This is a genomic window from Natronococcus sp. CG52, assembly GCF_023913515.1.
In the GTDB taxonomy this organism is placed as follows: Archaea; Halobacteriota; Halobacteria; order Halobacteriales; family Natrialbaceae; genus Natronococcus; species Natronococcus zhouii.
The window spans coordinates 299,904-323,654 of the sequence record NZ_CP099393.1 but is presented as its reverse complement, the minus strand read 5'-3'; the positions used below and the strand labels follow the sequence as shown (position 1 = coordinate 323,654).

General features: G+C 55.0%; 19 protein-coding genes and 1 pseudogene. 10 read left to right on the top strand and 10 right to left on the bottom strand.

Going from position 1 to position 23,751, the window contains the following annotated elements; all coding sequences use genetic code 11:
- Positions 1–4 precede the first annotated feature (4 nt).
- Both NED97_RS22850 and NED97_RS22845 read left to right on the top strand, forming a co-directional pair.
- A complete protein-coding gene (locus tag NED97_RS22850; protein WP_252491056.1) occupies positions 5–3,226 on the top strand; it encodes an ATP-dependent DNA helicase in 3,222 nt (1,073 codons plus the stop codon).
- Between the two features lie 574 nt (positions 3,227–3,800).
- Entirely contained in the window at positions 3,801–4,520 is a 720-nt protein-coding gene (locus NED97_RS22845; RefSeq protein ID WP_252491055.1) for a J domain-containing protein, read from the top strand.
- A gap of 396 nt (positions 4,521–4,916) precedes the next feature.
- Here the strand turns inward: NED97_RS22845 and NED97_RS22840 are convergent, their stop codons facing one another.
- Positions 4,917–6,257, bottom strand: coding sequence for a hypothetical protein (locus tag NED97_RS22840; RefSeq protein ID WP_252491054.1), 1,341 nt, complete (start codon positions 6,255–6,257; stop codon positions 4,917–4,919).
- Between the two features lie 261 nt (positions 6,258–6,518).
- On the opposite strand from NED97_RS22840, the gene NED97_RS22830 reads away from it, so the two are divergent.
- Entirely contained in the window at positions 6,519–7,349 is an 831-nt protein-coding gene (locus NED97_RS22830) for an IS5 family transposase (RefSeq protein ID WP_252491053.1), read from the top strand.
- 212 nt (positions 7,350–7,561) lie between these two features.
- Here NED97_RS22830 and NED97_RS22825 read toward each other — a convergent pair whose 3' ends face one another.
- Complete coding sequence (locus NED97_RS22825) at positions 7,562–8,401, bottom strand: ABC transporter permease subunit (protein ID WP_252491052.1); 840 nt, start codon at positions 8,399–8,401, stop codon at positions 7,562–7,564.
- A 198-nt stretch (positions 8,402–8,599) separates the two neighbouring features.
- Between NED97_RS22825 and NED97_RS22820 the strand changes: the two genes are divergently transcribed.
- Positions 8,600–8,866, top strand: coding sequence for a hypothetical protein (locus NED97_RS22820; RefSeq protein ID WP_252491051.1), 267 nt, complete (start codon positions 8,600–8,602; stop codon positions 8,864–8,866).
- 106 nt (positions 8,867–8,972) lie between these two features.
- Here NED97_RS22820 and NED97_RS22815 read toward each other — a convergent pair whose 3' ends face one another.
- The 3 genes and pseudogenes from NED97_RS22815 to NED97_RS22805 all read right to left on the bottom strand — a co-directional run bounded on the left by NED97_RS22815 (position 8,973) and on the right by NED97_RS22805 (position 10,856).
- The gene (locus NED97_RS22815; protein ID WP_252491050.1) at positions 8,973–9,323 is read right to left on the bottom strand and encodes a DUF1330 domain-containing protein; all 351 of its coding nucleotides are present in this window, start codon (positions 9,321–9,323) and stop codon (positions 8,973–8,975) included.
- Positions 9,307–10,136, bottom strand: a pseudogene (locus NED97_RS22810) (IS5 family transposase). Before NED97_RS22810 ends, NED97_RS22815 begins: the two are co-directional and overlap by 17 nt.
- 381 nt (positions 10,137–10,517) lie before the next feature.
- A complete protein-coding gene (locus tag NED97_RS22805; RefSeq protein WP_252491049.1) occupies positions 10,518–10,856 on the bottom strand; it encodes a hypothetical protein in 339 nt (112 codons plus the stop codon).
- Positions 10,857–11,290: 434 nt separating this feature from the next.
- Between NED97_RS22805 and NED97_RS22800 the strand changes: the two genes are divergently transcribed.
- Positions 11,291–11,509 carry a hypothetical protein gene (locus NED97_RS22800; protein WP_252491048.1) on the top strand — a complete coding sequence of 73 codons (219 nt, stop codon included), beginning with the start codon at positions 11,291–11,293 and terminating at the stop codon, positions 11,507–11,509.
- Between the two features lie 230 nt (positions 11,510–11,739).
- On the top strand, positions 11,740–12,096 hold the full coding sequence (locus NED97_RS22795) for a DUF7344 domain-containing protein (RefSeq protein WP_252491047.1): 357 nt from the start codon (positions 11,740–11,742) through the stop codon (positions 12,094–12,096).
- 676 nt (positions 12,097–12,772) lie between these two features.
- Here the strand turns inward: NED97_RS22795 and NED97_RS22790 are convergent.
- Both NED97_RS22790 and NED97_RS22785 read right to left on the bottom strand, forming a co-directional pair.
- Entirely contained in the window at positions 12,773–14,425 is a 1,653-nt protein-coding gene (locus tag NED97_RS22790; protein ID WP_252491046.1) for an outer membrane protein assembly factor BamB family protein, read from the bottom strand.
- A 298-nt stretch (positions 14,426–14,723) separates the two neighbouring features.
- The gene (locus NED97_RS22785) at positions 14,724–15,434 is read right to left on the bottom strand and encodes a hypothetical protein (protein ID WP_252491045.1); all 711 of its coding nucleotides are present in this window, start codon (positions 15,432–15,434) and stop codon (positions 14,724–14,726) included.
- A 296-nt stretch (positions 15,435–15,730) separates the two neighbouring features.
- On the opposite strand from NED97_RS22785, the gene NED97_RS22780 reads away from it, so the two are divergent.
- From NED97_RS22780 to NED97_RS22770, 3 genes are all read left to right on the top strand, one after another.
- Positions 15,731–16,450, top strand: coding sequence for a DUF2270 domain-containing protein (locus NED97_RS22780; protein ID WP_252491044.1), 720 nt, complete (start codon positions 15,731–15,733; stop codon positions 16,448–16,450).
- 376 nt (positions 16,451–16,826) lie between these two features.
- Entirely contained in the window at positions 16,827–17,480 is a 654-nt protein-coding gene (locus NED97_RS22775) for a helix-turn-helix domain-containing protein (protein ID WP_252491043.1), read from the top strand.
- A 68-nt stretch (positions 17,481–17,548) separates the two neighbouring features.
- Entirely contained in the window at positions 17,549–17,908 is a 360-nt protein-coding gene (locus tag NED97_RS22770; protein WP_252491042.1) for a DUF7344 domain-containing protein, read from the top strand.
- A 799-nt stretch (positions 17,909–18,707) separates the two neighbouring features.
- Here the strand turns inward: NED97_RS22770 and NED97_RS22765 are convergent.
- Both NED97_RS22765 and NED97_RS22760 read right to left on the bottom strand, forming a co-directional pair.
- Positions 18,708–19,553, bottom strand: coding sequence for a hypothetical protein (locus tag NED97_RS22765; protein ID WP_252491041.1), 846 nt, complete (start codon positions 19,551–19,553; stop codon positions 18,708–18,710).
- A gap of 690 nt (positions 19,554–20,243) precedes the next feature.
- Positions 20,244–20,510: a DUF7718 family protein gene (locus NED97_RS22760; protein ID WP_252491040.1), complete on the bottom strand. Its 267-nt coding sequence runs from the start codon at positions 20,508–20,510 to the stop codon at positions 20,244–20,246.
- Between the two features lie 85 nt (positions 20,511–20,595).
- On the opposite strand from NED97_RS22760, the gene NED97_RS22755 reads away from it, so the two are divergent.
- Positions 20,596–20,994: an HVO_A0114 family putative DNA-binding protein gene (locus NED97_RS22755; protein WP_252491039.1), complete on the top strand. Its 399-nt coding sequence runs from the start codon at positions 20,596–20,598 to the stop codon at positions 20,992–20,994.
- Between the two features lie 177 nt (positions 20,995–21,171).
- Here the strand turns inward: NED97_RS22755 and NED97_RS22750 are convergent, their stop codons facing one another.
- On the bottom strand, positions 21,172–23,577 hold the full coding sequence (locus tag NED97_RS22750) for an MEDS domain-containing protein (RefSeq protein ID WP_252491038.1): 2,406 nt from the start codon (positions 23,575–23,577) through the stop codon (positions 21,172–21,174).
- Positions 23,578–23,751: the final 174 nt, after the last annotated feature.

Here is a 23,751-nt window from a genome sequence, read left to right as displayed (position 1 = left end):
CCAAATGACTGTAGAGGATACAACTTCAACGGCAGATGAATCGACCCTGGTTCCACCGGGACGATGGACCACCGAGAAACTCATTGCGGCGATCGAAGCGGTCAAACGCGATGAGACCGGCGACGACTGGTCGTTCAACATCGACCAGCAGAACGCTATCCGCCACGAAACCGGCCCCCTCCACCTCACCGCGGGTCCAGGTGCAGGAAAAACCGAGGTCGTCGGTGCAACCGTCCTCAAGTGGCTACTGGTCGACGGTGTCCATCCAACGGGTATCATCGTGACGACTTTTACTGAGAAGGCCGCGCGGAATCTCAAACAACGCCTGGAGTCTCGTCTGACGGCTCTCGGCTACGCGGGCGTCATTTCGGTCGACGACCTGTACGTCGGGACGAACCACGAACTCTGGGGCGAGATCATGCGCGACTTCCGGTTCGATGACTATCGGAACATTCAGTTACTCGACGCGGAGGCCCAAGAGATGTTCATCTCACAGATGAGCGACTATGTCGACGTTCTCGCACAGGGGGACATCGCCGCCTTCCCGGATGCAGTTCCGAGTCCTGAGAATCACATTCGCGACGACACGTGCTCGAAAGCGATCGCTGCTGGGGCGGCGACCACCTTGTTCAACCGGATCTCGCAGTTCCGGGTCGACGTTGATGAACTCGTTGCATCTGACGATCCTGCCCATCAGCGACTCGCTGACGGATACCGTGACTACCTCGACTCACTCCGTAATCACTCGCGGTGTGACTTCGCGCGGTTGCAGGTGTGGTTCCTCGACTTCCTCGAGTCGGAAGCAGGCGAGCGCTTCGTCACCGGCGACGATCAGCGAGATCAGGCGCCACTGCAGCGCATCGCAGTAGATGAGTATCAAGACGTCAATCCGCTACAGCAGGAGATCTACTTCCGACTGGCCGAACTGATGCCAGATTCACCTCCGACGATGATGGTCGTCGGAGATGATGACCAGGCGCTGTACCGGTTTCGGGGTGGTACCGTCGACTGTCTCATCGAGTTCGCCGACCGGTTGGTGGACCGACTCGGACTCGATCCCGATGCTGTAACGAGCGGCCAACTGCGAATGAACTACCGGTCTCGCCCGGAGATCGTCCAATGGACGAACCGCCACATCGGCCACAACCCAACGATGCAGGTCCCTGGTGCCCGCGCTAACGGAAAGGAACCGATTCGGGCTCACCGCGATCCCACGGACGAACCGAACGTCCTGCTGCTAAAAGGCGATACGAAAGCCGACGCAGCGGCTCAGTTCGCTATGGAGGTAGAGCGGCTCCGTGCTGACGGTGGTATCGAAGATTTCAGTCAGGTCGCGTTGCTGGCTCACAGCACCCGAGAATACTGGTCCCAGTGGGATTCTCGGACGTTTGTTGGGGAATGCGTGTCCGCACTTGAGGCGCGCAATATCCCCGTCCACAACCCGCGAAACAAAGCATTTGCCGAACATGAGGAGATCCAGGCGATGTTGGGCGCGCTCGCCCGGTGTTTCGATCCTGATCTCCAGTGGGCCGAGGAGAACGTCCTCGACTACGGTGGTCTCGGAAACAAACTCGACACGTGGACGTCGGCCCTTGAACGCGTCATCGACCGTCACGGTGCGACCGAACTGCAGGCGTTCATTGAGGAGACAGCCGGGGAGATTCGGACCGCCACCGAGGGTAAGGCTGTTCGGCTGTCTCCAGTGGGTGTGTTCAACCGTCTTCGGTCGCTTCCACCGTTCTCTACATGGACTGAGACAGCAAACCCCGCGCGCAAAAAACGCCTCGGAAAGTTGAGCCAAATGCTCGACTCCTTCGAAGGGATCGCTCGTGGGCTCACCGATGACCGGCGACTGACTCGGACGACTCACGACGACTTCGCGACCACCTCGGTCCGGTTCCTCTCGGATTTCTACTGGACGTTCTGCCAATACCTGGAAAACGTTCCTCTCGACGACCCGGAGGACCCGTACGATACGTTTCCGGAAGACCACGTTCAGGTGTTGACCGTCCACCAGGCGAAAGGACTCGAGTTCCCGATCGTCTTCGTAGCGAGCCTCGAGCGAACGTCCGACAAGGTCGTAACGTTCGAAGACGGCGACCCGCTACCCCGCCTCGCCGACCAACTCGCTCCGTACACAGAGCGAACGCCACCAACCGATGTCGTAACGCGCGCCGAGCGGGACCTCATCCGGCAGTTCTACGTCGCTCATTCGCGCGCTCAGGACAAACTCGTCCTGCTGAGTGCCGACTACTATCTCCGCGGTGCGGATGGGTCGACGGTTCTTCCGTCGCTCGGCGCTGACGATGGCGTCCCCCTGACGGAATCCTGGTTCGATTCCTCCCAGCGCGTCGACCAGGGGGCCCGAATCGCACCCCCGGGGACGGCCATCTCCGAATCCCAGTCCGGTGGTCTTCAACGGCCGTACAGCATCGTCGGCGATGTTCTGTCGTTCCGGCGGTGTAAGCGCCAGTACGGTTACCTCGCGGATAGCGAATTTGCAGCCGGCCGTCAGACTCAGCTGTTCGCCGGTCTAGTGGTCCACCAGACGCTAGACTGGGCCCACCGGTACTACAACGGTGATGTCGAGGGCGTTACTGGTGGCTCGGTTCCGTCGACGTCTGACCTCCGCGAGGAGTTCGACGATGTCGTCACGGCGCTTCGCGACCAGCGGATCTTGCCGATGGGAACTGCTGCTGTGGACGCCGTCTTCGAGCACGTCGCCCGGTTCAACCGACGAATCGGGCCTGACCTCTATCCAAAAATCATCGATACGGAGTGTACACTCCGATTCAACACGGGTAGCTTCCTGCTCACAGGCGTTGCCGACGTAATCGCTGACGACGACGGCAACGTACAGCTCTGTGATTACAAAGCGAGTACGCGGCCGGACGGGAGTTCCGGAGGGTATCTCGATGATTACCGCGAACAGTTGCTGGTCTATGCCGGCTTGTTCGCCCGGAAAGAAGGGATATTCCCTGACAGTGTTGTCCTGTACTTCTTAGGAGAGGACGACCCAGAGGACACGCGCCTCGAGTTCGAGTTCACCGAGGCCGATGTCCGGGCAGCGATGGATCGATTCACCGAGACGGTGCACCACCTCGAGCACGCTCGAGAGACCAACAGTTGGTCGGTGATGGATCCAGATAACCTCCCCGACGAGGCGACGTGCGATGAGTGTCCCGTTCGATGGGACTGCCAGTACCGCGACTACGATGACCGGTAGATCACAGTCAGTTTGTCAAGGTAGGTATCTCTTCATCCCAGACGCATGGTGCGCTCGATCGAGTGTTGTACATCGAGTTTCAGTCATGAGAAACATAATTGGCAATCTTCAGCCTTGACCGATCCGCGTCTGAAGAGTATGTGGATCGGATTCGAGAGATTTGTTTACAAAAAGGAGTGAATTGTAAAGATTCTATGACGCCGACGCCCTTCTCGTTCACAGAACCACTAACAGAGTCTACTAGAGGGGATTAGATTGAGGACGCGCCACAACACATATGAGCACTTGAGACCGGGGATCGTGATCTTTCGCGACTTCAATCCGCTGACCGAGCCACTCGCAGCGGGAAGTTGTTGCTGTTCAGTCGTTATTTCGAGGTCTACGACGAGGGTGTTACTCGAGAAATGATGGAACTCTCGGTACACTACCACTTTCCTCACACCACCGGTAGTTGAAAGAAGTAACAGCGATAGGTCCGCATCTCTATGCAACCGCTGTTTCAGGCATAACACATCTGAAGAAGAGAGTTCAACAGAACCGAGAACTCATATAGCATTACAAGAGAAAACCTGGCATGAGCAACCCGTACGAAATTTTGGGTGTAAGTGAAGGGGCAAGTGACGAAGTTATCGACGCTGCGTACACCGCACTCGTTAAGAAACACCATCCAGACCAAGGAGGGGATGGGGAAGAATTCGACCGGATCAAAACCGCTTACACCGAGATTACGTCGGACTCACCCGACACAGAACTCAGTGTTTCAGCCCCTCACGAGTCCGTCTCGTGTCCGATAGACGCCTATTCGGTCCGCACACAACTCGATTCCGGCATCACTATTGAAGGCGACACGCTCTCAGTGACCCTCTTGAACCTCTTCAAATCCGATGTCTCCGAGATCTCGATGAGTGAGACCACCAATGAACGATTCGTCGCGATCTTCGAGATCGAGAACTGCAGCGACACACTGCAGCGATGGGACCCACTAGATGAAATGAAGATCATCGATGAAGAGGGATTCACGTACAACTCAAACCCACAAGAACAGGCGTCAATATACCGCGATAAACTCCCGCCACGACTGACTACGGCTAATGTTGAATTGGAAGCCGCCTCAAAAACGCATAGCATTCTCATCCTTCCTGAATTCCCCGACAATATCATCCCTGAGAAAATTATCTACACCCACTACATCTTTCAAGGAGGCTCAACTAGTGGGCGGGTACAAGGTAAGAACAGGTTCGAGTTCGAACTCGCAGAAGCAGACTGGCATGAACTCCTCCCAATCGAAGCCTGACACCCCAGAAAGCCTGACTTCTACCGCGTTCGTCACCGTGACGTGAATATAGTGGGGTAAGAAGTCGTCGTTTACACATCGGCTCCGGAGTCATGAGAAGACGTTCGGTAGCGAGACACTGTTTTCGGTTGCAGTTCTAAGTGAGATGGACGCAAAACACAAACGGACGGGGGTCGAGACAGGCCTTATCGTTGTGCACTATCAGACTACTCAGCAGGCACCGATGGCACAATTCGGGATCTGATCGAGGTTACGTGGTTGGAAGAGATTGACAATTTGGGAGTGTTGCTGAAACAGCAAACTACTGTATTTATGTGGGCGCTTGGTTCGCGGGGATATATTTCGGTTACAGGGCACAACTCCTCTTCTCTCAAGGCACTAAATTAAGACGTAGAATCATAATTTCCGTTTGAGCACCTGTTCCAGCTGGTTCTCGAGTTCGGCGGCCTGCAGAACCTTGATTTCACTGTCAGCTTGTTCCTCGAGCGACGCAGTCTCCCGTTGCAGATCCTGGACAACGAGCAGGCCGTTCCAGCCGGACCCGAAGTACTCCTCAGTATCGCGTCCGAAGACGTACTGCTCGTTGAGACGCAAGAAGGCGAGATACTCGAGTGTCTCCTTGATCCCTCTCCGAATTGTGTCCTCGTTAGCGCTGTTTTTGACTTCGACGATCAGGTACTCGTGGCCGCCGTCCTCAGAGATGATCTCGAGGACGATTACGTCCGGCCGCCTGGTGTGGTCCCGGTACTCTTTGTCGAAGTAGTTGCCAGCGACCTCCTTGGCGACACGCTGTACCCTGTCAGTCCGGGACTGGGTGTCTGCTTCGTCGGGAACAGCGGTGAACGAGAGATTTCGATCACGCGCAGAGTTGTCGTGGTAAAGCACAATCTCTTGGTCGCCGTCGAACCGAGCGACTTCCTGCCGATCGGTTGCAATCGTCTGGAACTGTGGCGTGCTCTCTCGGAGGTCTTCGATCGTTGCGATGAACCGAAAGAGTACGAACAGTTCGAACAGTGAATCCGTATCGTCCGGCGCGATCGCGGTCTGCTCGAGTAGCTGGCGGATTGCATCGGAGTCGCCGTCAAACAGTCGCTGGCGTGATCTGAGTAGTGAGGCTGCATTTCGATACACTTCCTGACGAGAGTTCGCGGCCGTCGTGAGCATCCGCTCTGTCGGTTCGTACGTATTGGGCTCACGGATCCGTCGGACGTGGACGTTGCGTTCGACAATTCGCTGGAGTTCGTCGATTAGATCGTCGCTCCCCTTCCAGGTCTCGGATACCCAGTCGTAGTCTGCACGGAGGTACTCCTCTGCCTCCTGGATTGTGTGGTGAATGATCGAGATGAGGCGCTTCAGGACGATGTTCTCCGGGATATCGTAGTCCTCGGAGCGATTGTCGCAGACGAAAATCGAGTTGTCTCGAGGGTACTGTGAGTAGCGCTTCTTGATCGTGTCGCCCCAGTTGATCCGGCCGTCGACGGTGCCGCGTCGCGTTCGTGAGGTCGTTCGGGTTTCGGTGCGGATGCTGCGGAGATGTCCGGAGAGGGTCCGGACGAACTCCACGACGTCGTTTTGGAGGATGAAGTGGAGATCCAGCAGGAGTTCGTACTCTTCGAAGCGCTCGTCCAATTGTTCCGGTTTGAGCGAGCGGGCCAACTCCTGTTCGGGAAAGGAGCCACGCATCGCATAGGCGAGGATATCCTCGGTGAGCTGGCCGAGGAGTTCGTCTCTATTCATTTGCTGTGAGTGTGACCTGGAGCATTTCCTGGGCGGCGCTCTCGAGGAGTGGGCGTTCGATATCCGGGACGTCCGAGAGCTCTCGAACGATGGTTTTCCGTTTCGGGACGCCCTCCAGTTGTGGGAAGATGTAGCTGATGACGGCCTGGGTGAGGTGATACTCGAGGTTGTTGGAATGGAGTGTGACGGTTCTATTGAATCCGCCGACGGCGTCGGGACAAGTCGTTAGAATGATTGAATTGAAGCGGAAGAGGACCGTTTGTGCACAAGGTTCTCTTCCGCTTCGTTAAACAGGCTGTCTCGATCACACGAAAACTTACTGATGCAGCGGTGATGCAGATCAGCCATCCTGCCGGCAACGGAGTTGCCGGCTGGAAGCATGCTGTCCTGCATTTTCTCCGGCTCCACATGGAAGCGACACTCGTTGAAGTCCTCGATTGGGCCGAGGAGATGGAGCGGGTACGAGCCGCGCTTGTTCTCGAGCGCGGCGAGTTCCCCGGCCCATCCGCGCTCTGCAAGTCGTTTGACCGAGCGCCGATGCGGATCTGGCGAGAGCTGCTCCGACTCTCGTCGGAGCTGCTCGAGCAGTCCGGTCACGCCGCCATTGACGCCACGTACTTCGACCGTCGACAAGCATCGACCCACTACCTCAACCGCTGTGACCGAGACGTACGGACGATACAAGCGGCGTTTCTCGTCGATACCGCGCAGGGCGCGGTTATCGACGTTCACTGCAGCACGAAGTGGCCGAACGGAACCAACATCGGGCCGCAGGTCGCCCGGCGCAACGCCGGCGACCTGCTCAGCCTCGCAGCTGACAAAGGCTACGACGACATGAGCTTCCGCGAAGAACTTCGTGCTGAAGGCGTAAGACCACTGATCAAACATCGCGTCTTCGCCCCCTACGATCACGCGCACAATGCGCGGATCGAGGATGAACTCTACAACCAGCGCTCGATCTGTGAAACCGTGAACTCAGTGATCAAGCGCTCGTACGGCTCCGCCGTCCGAGCGCGTGCATGGTATCGCCAGTTCCGTGAAATCACTCTCGCAGCCGCAGTCTACAACGTCGAACAAGCCGTCAAACAGTGAATCCCGTCTCCCTCTACGGATTCAATAGAGCCGACCTGACCTATTCAGAAGTTGGTAGAAATAGCGTGCAACATATAGAGGATGTGTGCAGCATGACGCCGCTATCTATTTCACGAAATCACCTTACATGTCCCCGTAGACGCACTAGTAGACGTAGAACAGCGAGGACCCGACGCCGAGGAACGCGGCGCGAGCCTCGCCGAACCGACTGTCTACTGTATTTCCGTTCGTGCGAAAGTTCGATATCCGAATCCGAGCGACAGGAGGAGCCAGACTGCGAGGATTGGAAACCCGACCCACTCCTGAAGGTAGAACGCGTCCGACACCGGATACGCCGTGATTGCGTCGAATTCAGGGATTATCGCCCGTGTCGCGTATCCCATTGCTGCCGTCGGGTTGAGCACATAGACCAATACGACCCAGTCCGGAGGTCCGGATTCTGGCGGTACCCATCCGACCGTCACCGTCTGTAGAACAGCCGTGACGGCGTCCCACCCCAACTGAAAAAGGATGTAGAGGCCCGTCACACCGGCAAGTGCCGCAGACTGGGAGTTCATCGTTGACGAGAAGCCGATCCCGATGGCGACGTAGACCAACCCGTAAAAGACCGTCATCGCGGTGTAAAGTACGAACTCAACAGTCGCGAACGACTCGTAAGTCAGCAACGCGATGACGGCGACGACTAAATAGGCGGTGAGTATCGCCACGGCCAAGACGACGCTCCTCCCGATGAACTTCCCGAATACGATGTCACGTCGCGAGTTCGGCAAGCTGAGCGCGAGTTTGATGCTTCCACTCTCGCGCTCACCCACGATCGAGTTGTATGCAATACCCAATCCGAGCAGTGGCACGAAGAAGGCCATCGGTTGGCCCATACTGTTCAACAATGCCAGCGTACTGGTTGGGATGTCGCTCTCGCCATACATCGGGGGGACGTGTTGAATCGCCGCCCAGAACCCGGCGACGAGGACGAACAGTAGTGTGATGGTGAGTAGAATCCCCGAGCGGACGGAATCCTGAACGTCTTTTCTGATCATCGCCCTGAGTGACATATTTTGGTTGTTTATCCAGGGCAACTAATGAATGTGGTGCGCGGATTCCGCGCTTCGAGCCGTCCCACCAACCGGGAGAACGATCTGACCGCGAAGCGTGTGTCTCGGGCGAGGAGCGGACGGAGTTGACGAACGGATTGTCGAACTAGCGCGTGCGCACTACCAGCCATTAACGAGTTACATATCGGCCAGACGGTCGTGCCCTATGACATCGAGTGGAGTCGTGACCGCTCGACGATTGGCATCTCGATGGACGACTCAATGGATTTATGGGTGAAAGCGCCTGTCGACGCAATTGTGGAGGACGTGGAGGCGGTCTTGGAGGAGAAGAAATCGTGGATTCTCGAAACGCTGTACGGACTCTCTGAGCAGAGCGACCTACCGTTCAACAAGGAGCTGCATTCGCGCTATCTATTCAGCAGCCCAGATCGAACTGACAAGCCACTGGTAAGAGTGATATGCTGAATACAGAGGCTATGTTCAGTAATAATAGAAATCTAATAAATCCGAATGTCTAACATACCCTGTCAGTGGTTTTGCCACTCAAACGTGGTCACACAGATAGAATTCATTAGTCTGGGAGATCGTCCGGAGAAAACCCGGGACAGATGATCGCGTTCGCGTACTCACTTGCCTCATGACGAATCGGTTTGAGTTCCTCGTAGGTCGGATCGTCATACCAGGCGCGAGAATCTTCGACCGAGGGGAATTCAATGACGGCGGTCATGGAGTGATCCCACTCGCCTTCCACGACGTCTGGGTCGGGGATGCCGATGATCACCTCTCCACCGTGGTCCTCGATAGTTTCCGTAGTCGGCGGGAGGTACTCGTTCAGGTACTTTTCCCAATCTGTGATCTCCTCTTGGAAAATTGGGCACTGTTGAATCGCTGTAAGGCGGTGGATTTCACTGTTTGACGGCACGCTTGATGTTGTAGACGGCACACATCAGAGCAATTTCACGGAACTCTCGATACCAGCTACGCGCTCGCACGGCGTAGCCGAGCGAGCGCTTGACGGCTGAGTTAACGATTTCGGTCATTGACCGCTGAGCGTACCGATCGTCGTCAATTCGGGCGTTGTGTGCGTGATCGTACGGTGCGAAGATTCGGTGTTTGATCAGTGGGCGAATGTCGAGTTCACGGAGCCGTTCGCGGAGTTGTTGCTTGTCATAGCCCTTCTCAGCGGCCAGTGACCGCAGATCGCCCGCGTTCCGGCGGGCGATCTGCTCACAGAGATCCGCGTCACTGCCGTCTAACGTCGTCGAACAGTGAAGATCGAGCACAGCTTGCGTTGCTGTATCGACGAGTTTTGTGACCTTGAGCGTTTGAACGCGGTAATTCGTTCGGTGGCAGTAGTGGCGACTCGCACGATCTCGTTCGTAGAATGTGGCGTCGATAGCAGCGTGTTCGGATGAATCGTGTAGCTGCGCCGACTGGCGCAGCAACACTCGACAGACGCTCATCTCGATCCGGTCAAACGCCTTACACAGGGTGGAGGGTGCGGGGAGATCGGCCGCATTGAGGCCGATCTCGCCTGTTATTTGCGGCATTTCCTTCAGCAGATCGATGGTCATTCGGTAGGAGGCATCGAGGTAAATCCGGAGACAATGCAGCGAAACGAGGGCATAGTCGGCGAATCCGCCGCCACCGCTCGGGGCGGCGGATTCGCCTCGTTCACCGTAACGCTTTGTGCTATCGAGACGCAACGCTCGGTGAATCGGGAGATTTGGGTCATGAACAACTGAAGTCTCCCGCTTCAACTCCTTTGATTTACTGACCTTCCCCGACGCCGTCTAGTGATTCAACGCAGCCCAATAGACCCAAGAGATAATGAAGTCGTATGCATTGGCCGGCGCTGGCCCCGGCTTCCGATATAAACTTACGACTCGCTACCTGGAAGCAGTGCTGACAGCCCAAGCTACTGAGCGTGAAGATACGAGAGAACGACTTCCCGCCATAGCTCCACCTTGTAGTCAGAACCACTTAAAGAACGGGTGGAGTCGGGCAGCACTGACTCGTCGCTGATGAATTTCTACGGTTGGCATTGTGGCAGTTCGCGTTGATTGTGGACGTTTACGGATCGATTGGTCTCGCAATCAGACTCGCTGTCACTCGGTCATTTCGAGAGTTTACTATCTTCTATTTTCCCTGTAGAAGGGTCGATCCGATAGTCACCTCCCTTCCAATTGTATGCCCAGAGTTCATCGCCTTCCATTCTGAGTCCCGTATAGCGGTACGATTTCCTCGTTGGCATCGTTGCAGGTTCTACTGACCACTGTTCCGTTCCGGAACGATCGAAAGCTCTGATATTTCTACCGCTTGCCTCGTCATCAGGTGGTCGAAATAGTACTATTATCAGGTCATCGATCGTCACGATGTTCTGAATCGGGCCCGGGAGTACGACCGACTCCCCGCCGATTTCGAGTTCGTTATCGGTGTATTCTATATCTTTCATTTTGGTAGTTCCCGCTGATTAGTGAACCGGTCGCCTGATAGTTCGTCCAGCAGTTCGAATTGTGTTGCGCCTCTGGCAGTGTTCGGCTTGGCGAACGGGATATCATCTCGTCGACGACAGCCCGCTCACTCGGGACGGTTCGATAACGCGTTCTAAGGGTGTCTGTTTCTCATCACCTTGTGATGTCTTCGAGTCTTTCCATCTTGCTGATTTTACTAAAATTCGATTCTTCAGATACAATCGTATCTGACACGGCTGTTACGTAGATACGCGAACAGAACGTGATCAAGGACTCCATTCCCCATCGATAATTCGAGAGGAGCAGCGATATGGTTATAGGCATTCGCTACCCACCAAAGATGTAAAGTCGTACATGTGATTTGAATACAAGATTAGCCCTCTCTTTGTGTGTCGACTTTACCTTCATTACCACAATGACACCAACTAACGAGCCTTCAGATACAGAAGCGATTACCGACTTTGAGCGCGAACTGACTGATTTGATTGCAAGTGCGTTTGCACGCGGGATACCCCTCGAACAGACATGGGAGATTGTCCTTCCTGTGGCCGACGCTCCAAACTGGACGATCGAGATTCAGAAAACATACTCCAGCGACGAGTCTCCGTATGATCCTGAATTCATTGACGATTGATTAGCTGGTGTCTGGGTCCACTATCTACTGACTTTGAGCCGTATACGTGTCTTTTCTCATAGAGCGATTTTGGTACGTATTACGTGGTAAGTGAGTGTCATCATATCCTATATCCAATTTGATCGGCAGACTTATGGGAATCATTGCCATGTGAGTACTCGAACTCTGCTGAAGTCGCAACAACGATGAGACAGTCGCCTGATGTCGTGTAGGCCGGGTCGGAGCAAGCCATGAAAACCAACGCCACCGACTCCAACGCTGGTATCGCTACCGAAGATGTATCCCCAACGACTGTGTTCAAGGCGTTATCGCACACACGGCGCCAGCACGCCTTGCAGTATCTCGTTCAGAAACCGGGGGCCGTCGTGTTCGGTGACCTCGCCGAATACATCGCTATCGAGGAGAGGATGACAACACGTGATCGATATGAACGTATCCTCACGGGCCTTTATCATACCCATCTTCCACACTTGGCTGACGCTGGGCTCGTCCGGTATGATGTTGAACAGGAAGTGGTGAAACTCCGTGTGAATCCAGAGGCGCTACTTCCTTACCTCGAACTCGCTTTGCCAGCGACCTCTGAGTGAACGTGCCGACCATGCAGTAACCGTCATTTCGTGTCGTTTACCGTCTCTCGAAGGCGCATGAATTGTTCGAATCGAGGGGGGACTCTTTCACCGACTGTTTGAGCTGTTCTGGTCTGAGTCAATAGCCTCCAAGCCTGTCTACTCGCCATAGAAAGGTTCCGCCAGCCTTTGGTCGGCCCGTTTGATCGTATTGCTAGCAGATCAACCCACTGCTCGCTGGCAAATTAGAGTTCAGATAGATCACTACGCGACAGAATACTTGGTCATAGCTCGAGACTGCATCTTTGACTCTGGATAGGGTTACCTGATCGGAGACGGACTCATCTAATCCCAGCCATTGGGAATTGTCTGCTCTGTAGGAGCGCTAGACGGCGCCGTGATTAGCCCAATATCGTCGGAGAACAGTCAACCACTGAACTAGTATCTGGAATCTACCGCAGTCTCTTGTTTTTGCAGGAATCTGCTTACTCAGACCCCCGGATCTGGGTAAGATTCATCCGGCTCACACCGCAACCAATCACCGCCAATTACCCCAAAGTCGCCGCAGTCTAGTGCTCCTACAGAGCACTCTATTCAGCACACCTCTTCTGACAGGCTCACGGTAGTTCCGTCAGTTGCTGCTGAAGACAAGGCGCGAATCCAGCACGACCCAGCGGTCAATCCGAACGATGAGCCCTTACTCGGCCGGGTCGTCCACGCCAGTCGATTCATTGACGCCGGCCTTCCGGCGCAGCCACTCGAGGCCGAGCGCACCGCCGACGATCCCCGCACCGGTCGTGAACCCGGGCGTGGCGTCGTCGTCCTCGCCCGGTTCGGGTTCGTCGTCCGCCGATCCGGTATCGTCGGGTTCGTTCGATCCGTCATCGGTATCGTCTCCATTCCTGCCGACACCGTCGTCTTCGTCGCTCTCGCCGCCGTTACCGGTCTCAGAATCATTCCCCTCGCCAGCATTGGAGTCGTCACTCCCGTCGCCAGTATTGGAATCGTCGTTGCCGTCTTCGTCCTCACAACAGGGGTCGTCTTTGCTGCCGTCTTCCTGAGGTGACTCGTCATCGTCCGGATCATCCTTGACAGGATCGTCGTCGGATTCGTCCTCGTCGGACGGTCGAAGCGCAACGAGCACGTCATCGGAACCGCTTCTTCGGGACCGGACGTACACCGTGTCCTCGCCGAGGACCGGGACGTCATAGGTCTCAACCGTCGCTCGATCGTCGTCCTCCAGCTCGACGGACCACCGCTCGTCGCCGGTTTCGGCGTCGAACCCGACAAGTTCCGTACTGCTGTCATGCCCTCTCCCGGCCTTGATCACGACGACCGTCTCCTCGACGATCGACGCCGAACTGTACTGGAAGGTGGCACCGCGTACGCTCCACAGCCCCTCTCCCGCCGGTTCCTGAGCGGAGAATCCGGTGTCGCTCGTGGAGATCCACACCCCGTCGCCGACCGCCGGCGTCAATAGGCTGGTACCACCACGGATGGGGTCCCCTGTTTCTGCATCGAGGATCATTCCCTCTCCGCCGTCGGTCACGGGGACGACGGCGTAGACCTTTCCGTCTCTCGCCGCGAGTTCCCCTAACCGTTCGTACGGCGCGTCCGGATCCTCCGCCGGCGACCACGTCCACGCCGTCGCTCCCGTTTCGGGATCGAACGCGGCGATGCCGGTCACGTCGCTCTCGGTGCTCGTCGTTTTCGCGAAGACGAGACCGTCCGAGGCCACGATCGAGGACACCGCGTGCTCTACCGGTCCGGACTCGTCGTCGGTCTCTATCTCGACGGTCTCGCGCTCCCAGTCGACCGCGCCGCCGTCGGGCTCGAGCGCGTAGACCGTCCCGTCGACGGCGGTCAACACCCGGCCGTAGGCGACGGTCGGCGACGTCGCCGCCAGATCGGCCGTCCACTCGATCTCGCCGGAGTCGGCCTCGAGTGCGGTCAGCCGGTCGCCGCCGACGTAGACGGTTCCGCCGGCGACCGCGGGCGTCCCGCCCGCGCCGGCGACCGCTGTCGTCCACTCGACGGAGCCGTCGTCGTCGAGCGCGTGGATCTCCTCGCCGTCGTTCAGGTAGACCGTGCCGTCGACGACGGCGAGCGGCCCGTCCGCCTCGTACTCCCAGGCGACGGTATCTGGCTCCTCGAATTCGCCGTCGATCGGCAGGTATCCGGTGTTACCCGGACCGGCGCGGTAGGACGACCAGCCGTCGGAAAACTCGCCCGCGGACGAACTCGAAGAACCGTCGTCTTCCGCGGCGGTCGAGCCGATCGACGTGAGCGCGCCGGTGGTCGAAAGCGCTGCACAGGTCGCCAGTACGGATCGTCGTCCCCACATTGCCATACGAGCGAGCAGGAAAACCAGTCACAATACTATCCAGTCAATAGTATGGTGTTTTTAGCTGTGCAACTGTTTCAGACCGAACGGAGTCCAGGACTCACGCAGGGTTTCGGAACGACTCGACACGCCCTATCCGAATGGGAGAGGATTTCCGCCATTTAGTTTGCACCTCTATGTAACACGCATTCGACGCAGAGTCAGTCATCACAGACGATGTATTCATCTCTGCGATTTCTGGCTGAAACTGCCGCCCATTATATCTCAGAAGCGTCTCGTTTGCGTTATCGCTGCTTCTACCCTGTCATCCCCTGAGTGTGGCATATGCGATTCTAACACCGGTCCCGAAATTCGTGGCGAGCGCTCGCGGAAGCCGACGCCGACTGTTACGAACCCCATCTCGGAGCGCCGGTGTCGGGTCCTCGAATACGCCGACTCCATGGCCGACGCAAATACGCGCGGGATCTAACGTGAGAAGGGGACGTGGCGGGAACAGCCTGGCTAACAAGGGGGCACCGATACGCTCCTCGCCGACCAGATAATACGGAGCTGTCCCGAGCGTATCGGGAACGTAGAGCGTGCCGCTGGCGTCGTGATAGAAGATTGCCTCCACGAACCCTGGAATCGGACGGCGGTGAAAGACTCGCACGCCGGCGTCGGGAAGATCGTCTGCATATCGGACGACCGTGCCGGTCACCCGTTCCCCGACGCGGGGCATTCCGGCTGGGACGAAAAGCGGGACATCGTATCGATCCGCGAACTGGACGGCATCGCGAGTATGCCAACTCGAACAGATCGCAACGCCGACGACCTCGCCGAGGTCTGCAATCCGGTCGTGGATTCCCGGTGAGTCGAGTGGATCGACGATCCAGACGCCATTGTCGAAGGCAAACGCGTGACTCGCGCGCATTCCCTCCTCATCCGGGTGTGCGAACCAGCCGAAGCCACCATCCCATGTATCGATGAGTTCGAAGCCCTGCGATTCGCGCCGATCTAACGTTCGTACGTCTCCCACACTGCCTCTTCTCGCGCAATTCTCTTATGAGTAACCGGTGTACGTGGTGATCCGAAGGAATCGAGCAGGGTGCGCCGTCTATTCAGCAGTCTCTGACCGAACTGCTGAATTGCTGCCAAGAGTGGCGTGCTGAATACAGAGCATCTATTTAGCAAGGTCACTTCGTTTGTTTCGGTCGGGTTGCGTTGAATCAGCCGATCATTGCGCGTGCGTACTGTTCGATGTTCTCCAGTACATGACACTCAGATTATGCTGTCATCATAACTGCTTATGGAGCGAGGAGATGTCTCTCCTCTATGACCGATTCAAGTAGCGACGAGTTCGACCCAACAGCACCAGACCAACGGGAAATCGGTCGCGAAATGGTTGACGACAGTACGGGACTCGGTTCAGTGATGGCCCACGCCTATCGCGGAGAGATAGACCGAGTGGGGACGTGGCGGCAGCGCCTCGACGAGACGACGACGTGGGCGGTAACGCTAATGGCAGCAATCTTGACGTGGGGGTTTTCGAGTACCGATAATCCACACTACATCTTGCTGATCGGGATCATTGTCGTCACCATCTTTCTGGGCATCGAAGCACGGCGGTACCGGGACTACGATGTCTTTCGCTCTCGTGCTCGAGTCATCCAAGAGAACCTGTTCGCAAACGCCCTCGACCCGTCCCAAGGCACTGAAAGTCACGACTGGCGAGCGGAACTGAGCAGGGACTATCGCAGGCCGACGCTGAAAGTCTCATTATATGAAGCACTCGCAAACCGGCTCCGGCGTGTGTACCTTCCCCTGCTCAGTGTCCTATTGGTCGCATGGGTCGTCAGGATTACAGCGTTCGCACCGCGCCAAGACTGGCTGACAACCGCTGAAATCGCCCGTATCCCCGGGATTGCTGTGGTTGCCGTTGTGGGTGTGTTCTACATCGTACTGCTGGGCGTCACCTTCTGGCCTCGCGAGCGTCATGCCAAGGGTGAATTCCGTGAAGGGGACACGGATGACTGGAAAGAAACAGACCGATAAATCCGTTCTCTGTACTGAGCGACCACCACTCCTCGGTAGACAGCCTTCCACTCGTGCCACATTCGCGCCTTGTATCTCGCAGAGCCTTAGTTAACTACCGAACCGCTGTCAGTAACGGTATGCGAGATACAGAGGATATATTCACCACGAATTGTTGGTCTATTCAGATTGAAGTAGCTGAATCAGCCATTCAGTAGGTCTGAGAACATACCACTGCAATATCTTTCAGATCTGGATAGCATCGATAGCGCCGAGTTGCACACGACCGATTTATTCAGCAAACAGAGATATCGAAACGGAGTTATCGGACCTGTTCGAGTTCTGGTTGCGCTCCTTCGTAGTGGGTATTTACGGTCAGAGAGTCACAATTCGGACAATGGCTACTGAGGCTACCTTTACGGTTCCATCGGATCAATTTCCCTTGGGAACCGTATTCGAGCAATTGCCGGACGTTACGGTCAGCCTGGAACGAATTATCCCGGCTCAAGACGTAGTAATTCCTTACTTCTGGGTGCGGGGGGCCGTCGTTGACGACATCGAGGGAGTGTTCACCGATCATCCAGGGGTGGAAGATATTCGCCTCGTCGATTCCGTCGCGGACGAGTATCTGTTGCGCGTTGAGTGGGCCTTGGAATACTCCGGAGTGCTAAGCGCGCTGATAGAGACCGGGATTCCACTCATCAAAGCCGTTGGCACAAAACAGGAGTGGGTGTTCAACGTGCGCAGCGATGATCGAAGCGACCTCGCGACCTTCCAACACCGGTGTCGAGAATTGGAGATCCCGATCACGCTGACGGAACTGCACGCGCTCACACCAATCGAGACCGAAGCGGCACTTACTGAGACACAGCAAGAGGCGCTGATACTCGCTTACGAGCATGGCTACTTCGAATCCCCACGCGAGGTAACGATGAAGGATCTCGGGGACGAACTTGGTATTTCACACCAGGCTGTCGCATCTCGCCTCCGGCGCGGAATTAACCAAATTCTCGGGACTACGCTGTCCGGGACAACGGCCCCATCTCGATAATGAGTATAAAAGCATGTTGAATACTAAAAAGCCAGCGTGAACTCTATCGGCTGCCTATACTAAACAGAATGAATGAAAGTCCCATTGAATTCGATACAGTGCTTGACCTCTGTCGAGACCAACACCGTCGAATTGTTCTTGCGGTACTCGCAGAAGAGAAGCGCTCGTTAACAGTGAACGACCTCACGAAGACGATTCTCAAATATAACCATCAGACGCCAGTTACAGAGGTTTCTGAAGAGATACTAACAGAAATCCGACTCTCGTTGGACCGCGTGCATATCCCAAAGTTGGAATCAGTAGGAGTCATTGAGTACGATCCGGAGCGGCAACACGCAAAACCGGCGGACCGATTCGATCAGTTGCAGCCATATCTGTCTGCGATCGTTGATCTCGATCTCACTCTCGAAGAGCCCATTGAGCTGTGATCTCATACAGTCGTTCCTGTCTCTGATATGATGTATCCCGATGCGAGATTCGTAGCAGAATATGGCTAAATTTCGATCCGTAGCGGTAACTCGTTCACCTGTACTGAACGATCACTACCCTTCGTTAATCGACTTCGGCGAGTGCTGCATTCGCGCTATCTATCTTGCAGAGATTCAGCGAACTACCGAGCCGCTGTCAGAAGCGGTGTGCGAGATACAGAGGATGAGTTCAGCACAGCGATCTCATTTATTTCGCGTTGAATCCAGTGAACCTGCTGTTCAATAGACCTGCACGCCGAAATTTTTCCGCCTCGGGTTCGCTCACTCGTTCGGAACCTCTCGGCGCAAAAACTTCGATGAAAAAGACCGCTCGCTCCCGTCGGTCGCTCGCGGGTGCTGCGCTTGACGCTCGACCGCAGCGTTACCTACTCAACCTGTACTGACGATCTGGCTGATCCTCGATCAGCAGAACTGTGAATATGGCACCCTAGAAGATTTACGTCTAATGCCATTATCATTGATATGCCTCCTCAGCAGTACGAGTACAAAGTAGAACCAGTCACTCTCACTCCGGACGAGTTGCGAAACCAGCGGTACAAGTTTGAAGATCTGCTCAACGAGACCGCAAGTGAGGGATGGATACTGGACGACACACTTCGGATCGATAATTCGACGGTTCTATTCGTGTTTCGACGGTCAGTCAATTCGCCGGAGGAGCCGTCGTGACTGCTCTACAGCCACAGTTCGCTGTCGGTCGCTAATACGGGTATGGGGCTTCCGGCGTACCCACTGCCCCTTCTCACTCCCAATCGATCTCACGCGATCGTTCCGAGTTTTGGAGGATGAATGCTCCAATCGCGAGTGTATTTTGTGCGATCGTGGCAAGTCGGAGGATGTATGTTGAGAGGAGGAGAAATGGGAGAAAACCAGCCGTCACACCGATACTGACGATCCAGACGAGATTGTCGATGCCGAGCGTCATGTTAGGGAACATCGTCGGCCTGAGATAGAGCGCTATCGTCCCGGTCACGACCAGCGCAGGGATCGTTGTGTAAATCATATTCCGGGAGAGATCGATGAGTTCCCATTGGAAATAGAGGCTCTTGATGTATTCGCGCGCCGGACCGAAGAACGAGAGGATGCTGATAAGTTCGATGAGCGTACGACGTTCCTCTTCACTGAGCTCGTTGTCATACTCGACTTTGATCCGTCGTACTTCATATAACTTCCAGCTGTAATTATAATCGAGTACAGCTTTCACGACCGCAAACTCGCCAAAGTTCCGGTCCTCCAACTCATCGATTACGACATCCGCATCGTCGGTAATACTGTTTGTAACCTCTACCACCTCCTTTTTGAGGTCATCGTTGGCATTACCATTCACGGCCTGTTCGAACGCCTCCGCCTTTTCGCGGCTGTTATCGATCAATGCTTGGAGGAATGATTCGGGTTCAGGTGGACTGACCGACCCAAAGATGTCCTCAACATCTCCCCGGAAGCTCATTGAGTTGCTCATCCGTTCACGTTGAGTGCCGAGCGGACCAAGTTCTTGGGAGAGGACGAGTTGGTTAATCGTTACGACGAGCGTCACGCCAGTGATGAGCGCACCGACTAACGCCTGAAACATGTATCGGGTTGGCCCCATATTTAGCATGAATTGGCGAAATGGACTAGACGCTCCGAGAAGGAGAAAGCAGATGAACATTCCGACAGCCAGTGCCGTCGTGAATAAGATGCGATGTAGGTCGAGCAGAACATAAGACCGAGCCCGACTGCTCCAGTTTGTAACCCGGTTTCGAATTGTCTGTTCGCCGTCTGCGTTTCCCATGTAGTCAAATAGCCTCAGACGAGTACAAAAGTGGCGGTTGCCTCTGTCATAGCCCTGCCATCCTCACGTAGGCACCTTATATTAGCCCCCCGACACTGGGATATCCTGTACTGACCGACCTCTACTTTTCGTTGACCAAGAGCGTGTCATACAATAGTCCCCAACCGACATCATTCGCAGCTTCGTCCATGAATAAAACCAGCGACTGGTGAAATCACTCCGTCACGGGCGAAACGAGAACGGTGTAATCGGAAAGTAGCGGGTATGAGACGTATTCTATGACACGCTCTGACCAACACTGGTTCGTGCTGCATTCGCGCCCTGTATTCAGCACAGTTCTGTCAATATTACCGAGGGCTGTCAGAAGTAACAGCATTACATACGTACACCTACGTAACAGTACTTGCGAACAAATCAAGCATGGATCAGCCCATTTTCGGCACGTTATAAGACAATAATGAGTAGTCAGAGGCCATGCGCATCATCGTAGCTTTGAGCGTACTGCCGTCAGTTCTCTACAAGTTCAGTCTCAGCTTCGTCCCAACTCCAGTCAACAGGGTCTTTGGGTTGATCACGGCGGTAGAGACGGTCAAAGTGAACAAATCCATGCGCGTTATCGACTCGAGCGATAACTTTGCTTTCTCCTGTCGAAAGAGAATAGTAGACTGTCACAGCAAAGTCGTCGACATCATCAAGAGACGGAGACGCACTGACCCGAAGTGAAAACTCATAGCCACGAAATGACCCAAGTTTGTACTCGTATTCCTGTGCCATCTGTTTAAATAGTGAATGAGAAGTTACTCACTTAAACTTAGCCTCAAAAGATACTTATCGAATAGTGGTAATCTCGCTTGATAGCATGACCAAAACCGAGCAAGGAGATTTATGTATTGATGTTGTATGCAACGATACGGAAGCTGGTAGATCCAACATGTCTGTGGAAATCTCAGCAGAAAAGAAGCGATCACTGATGGCTCGAGTGCTCGCAAAAGAGGGGTTTGACGATGTGTACGTGCTTGATGCCGATAGCGCAGCAGAGGTCTTGACTCCGAAGCGGCGCGAGATTCTGGATCGACTTTCTGATGGCGACATCCGTTCTGTCCGCTCGCTCGCAGAAGACCTCGGTCGTGACAAGGGTTCGGTAAGCCGAGATCTCGAACTGCTCGCAAGCCACGATCTCGTCACCTTCGAGCAGGAGGGAAAGCGGAAGGTCCCTAAACAGAAGCACGAAACCGTCGTTGTCGAGCCTATCCTGTAGGCCGACTCTTTGTCCTCTTACCTAAATCGAGGCGCTGTATTCCCTCCCCTCCCTGTTCGCGTCTTCGACGCTCGCTGAGGAAGGGGGCTAACCGTCCTCAATTACAGCTAAATTACCCGAAAGAGGCACTACAAATACAACAGGTTGCTATTGTCTATAGCGGCCTCTCTCTATCCGTTAGTCCGTAGATTGTTTTGCGAGTGTAAAGAAAAAGGTCGATCCTTCACCAAGTTCAGAATCAACCCCAATCTTCCCACCATGATTCTCAACGATCTCCTGGCACAATGAGAGGCCAATGCCGGTTCCCGGATACTCATCATCGTTGTGGAGTCGTTTGAAAACCTCGAAAATCCGATCAGTCTGATCCGAATTAATGCCAATGCCATTATCGGCGACAGAGAACTCCCAATGATCGGCCCGCTCTTCGGCTGTTATTTCGGCACGCGGTGTATCCGAGTTGTTGTATTTGATGGCGTTTGAGATGAGATTGTTGAATAGTTGCTCAAGCTGCTCACTATCGGCTATTACAGTCGGAAGTGATTCAGTGACGATCTCCGCGTCGTTTTCCTCAATTCGCAGTTGAAGATCGTCTGTGACCCAATCAATAATGGCGTCACCCTCGACTGGTTCAAACTCCCCATCCGATTGTTCGATCCGTGAAAACGCGAGGAGATCGTCAACCATCTCGCGCATCCGATCGGCTCCCCCGACCGCAAAGTCAATGAAGTCTTTCGCGTCCTCGTCGAGTTCGTCTTTGTATCGGTTCTCAAGAAGTTGGAGATAGGTGGAGATCATTCGCAACGGTTCCTGTAGATCATGTGAGGCGGCATAGGCAAACTGTTGGAGCCGATTGTTCGATTGTTGGAGTTGGTCGATGGCTCTTTCGAGTTCCGCTTCACGCTCAACCTGTTCGGTGATGTCACGCGTCAGCGCAACTTGCACGTACCTTCCGTCGGGACGATGAAGCGGCGCCGCATGCGTTTCCATGTGACGGCGCGTGCCATCCAGCCCGATGATGTCGAACTCCAACGTCCCATTCTCACCCTGACAGATCCGCTCATTGAACTCGCGGAATCGCTCGCGGTGCTCGGGGGCGATTAGGTTGTAGACGCACTCACCGGTTACGTCCGCTTTTGAATCGGCTTCCACCATGTCCAGCCCAGCGGGGTTCATTTGGAGCAAGGTCCCATCGGGAGCAACGGTCTTGATGCATTCGGGTGTGGTTTCAACGAGCGCACTCAGATGCTCGGTGCGTTCGTACAATTCCTGCTCTCGCTGTTGGCGCTCAAGTTCGTACTGCACCCACTGTCCCATCGACTCAAGAAATGCATATTCGTCGTCTGAGAAGTCTTCCTCCCTCGGTTCGGACGTGACGAAGAAGAACGTCCGGTCAGCACCGCCGGCAATTCCGATGTAGGTCCCCAAATATGCTCGAATGCCGAACTCCTGATAGACGGTGATGTCGTCGTATCCTTCTTTGTGAGGGTCTGAAACGCTTCCAGCTGCCTTGATTTCGGTCGCAGCAGTGCAGTAGGTTTCTGATAGCGGTAGTTCCACACCGGGCTCGAAATGCTCGTGATCGGCGCTGATGTACTCGACTTCGAACCAGTCGTCCTCCGTATCGACCTGAGCCAACGCTCCAAGTTCGAGGTCGAACCGCTCGCAGCCCATCTCAAACAACGCTTGGAGCTTCTCCTCAAACGTCTGGTCTGAATTGGCAATAATATCGTTTTGCTCGCGGAGAAACTCCTGGCGGTCCGCCAGTTCCGCTTTCGCGTCAGTCTGTTCGCAAAGCGTTCCCATCATCCGCTCAACCTCGCGAGCGGGCCGCTCGGGGCCGAGAAACTCCGAAGGAGGTGTGTAGTAGGAGTTGTGACTCACTCTGTTGTCATGGACGAGGTGTGGGTGAGTATTGATGACATCGCGGATGACTTCTGGCGAGAACCGGTCCTTATTGTACTGACAGAGTGCCATCCCGTCTACGTCTTCAAAGAGATAATTGGCCTTGCTCTCGCACCTCACGAGATCATCGACGGGAGCATTGTCATCCAAAATAAAGGCCATCTCGCCGGTTACCCGGAGTGCTTCGTACTCTTCAGCGGCCTCAGCAATAGCATCATCCAGAAACGAAAGCGTATCCTCTGCCTCAAATGACCCGTTCCGAAGATAGGTTTCTTGTTCGTCGTGAATCGACAGGGCACTCGATTCAAGGGCACCTTCCACGTCAATGCCGCCGTCCCGCATCGCCTCGATGACTGTTTCTCGTGAGTTCTCGTTCGTGATGTATACGCACCGCTCGCCCCGCTCGAGACCTTGGCGAATGTAGGGAATGGCTGCCGCGAACTGTTCGTCGCGGCTCTCGTAGATGAGAGCAAGATGGTCGTTGGTATGTTCGTGGTCGTTGAGGGGTTCGACGGGCCCATTGAACGCTGGGCTTTGTCGCAGTGCTTCAAGGCCATGTTTAACACTCGACAGACTGCGTTGATTTTCCTCTTGGACCGGTTGGCTCATTGAACGAATATGTTGCGCGACACGGTTAAAAATGGTGTTACCATCACTAGCATGCACGAGGTTGATCCTCATACTCTCGGTATAGTACAGAGGAGACGAGGAAAACAATCCGCAAGTGCGCTATCTATTCAGCAGTCACTAATCGTTCTGCCCGAAATCTGTCAGAAACAACCTGCTGAATACAGAGAATGGATGCAGCGAACCGGCTTCGTTTCTTCCAATCGAACTGCGCTGAATCAGTCGATC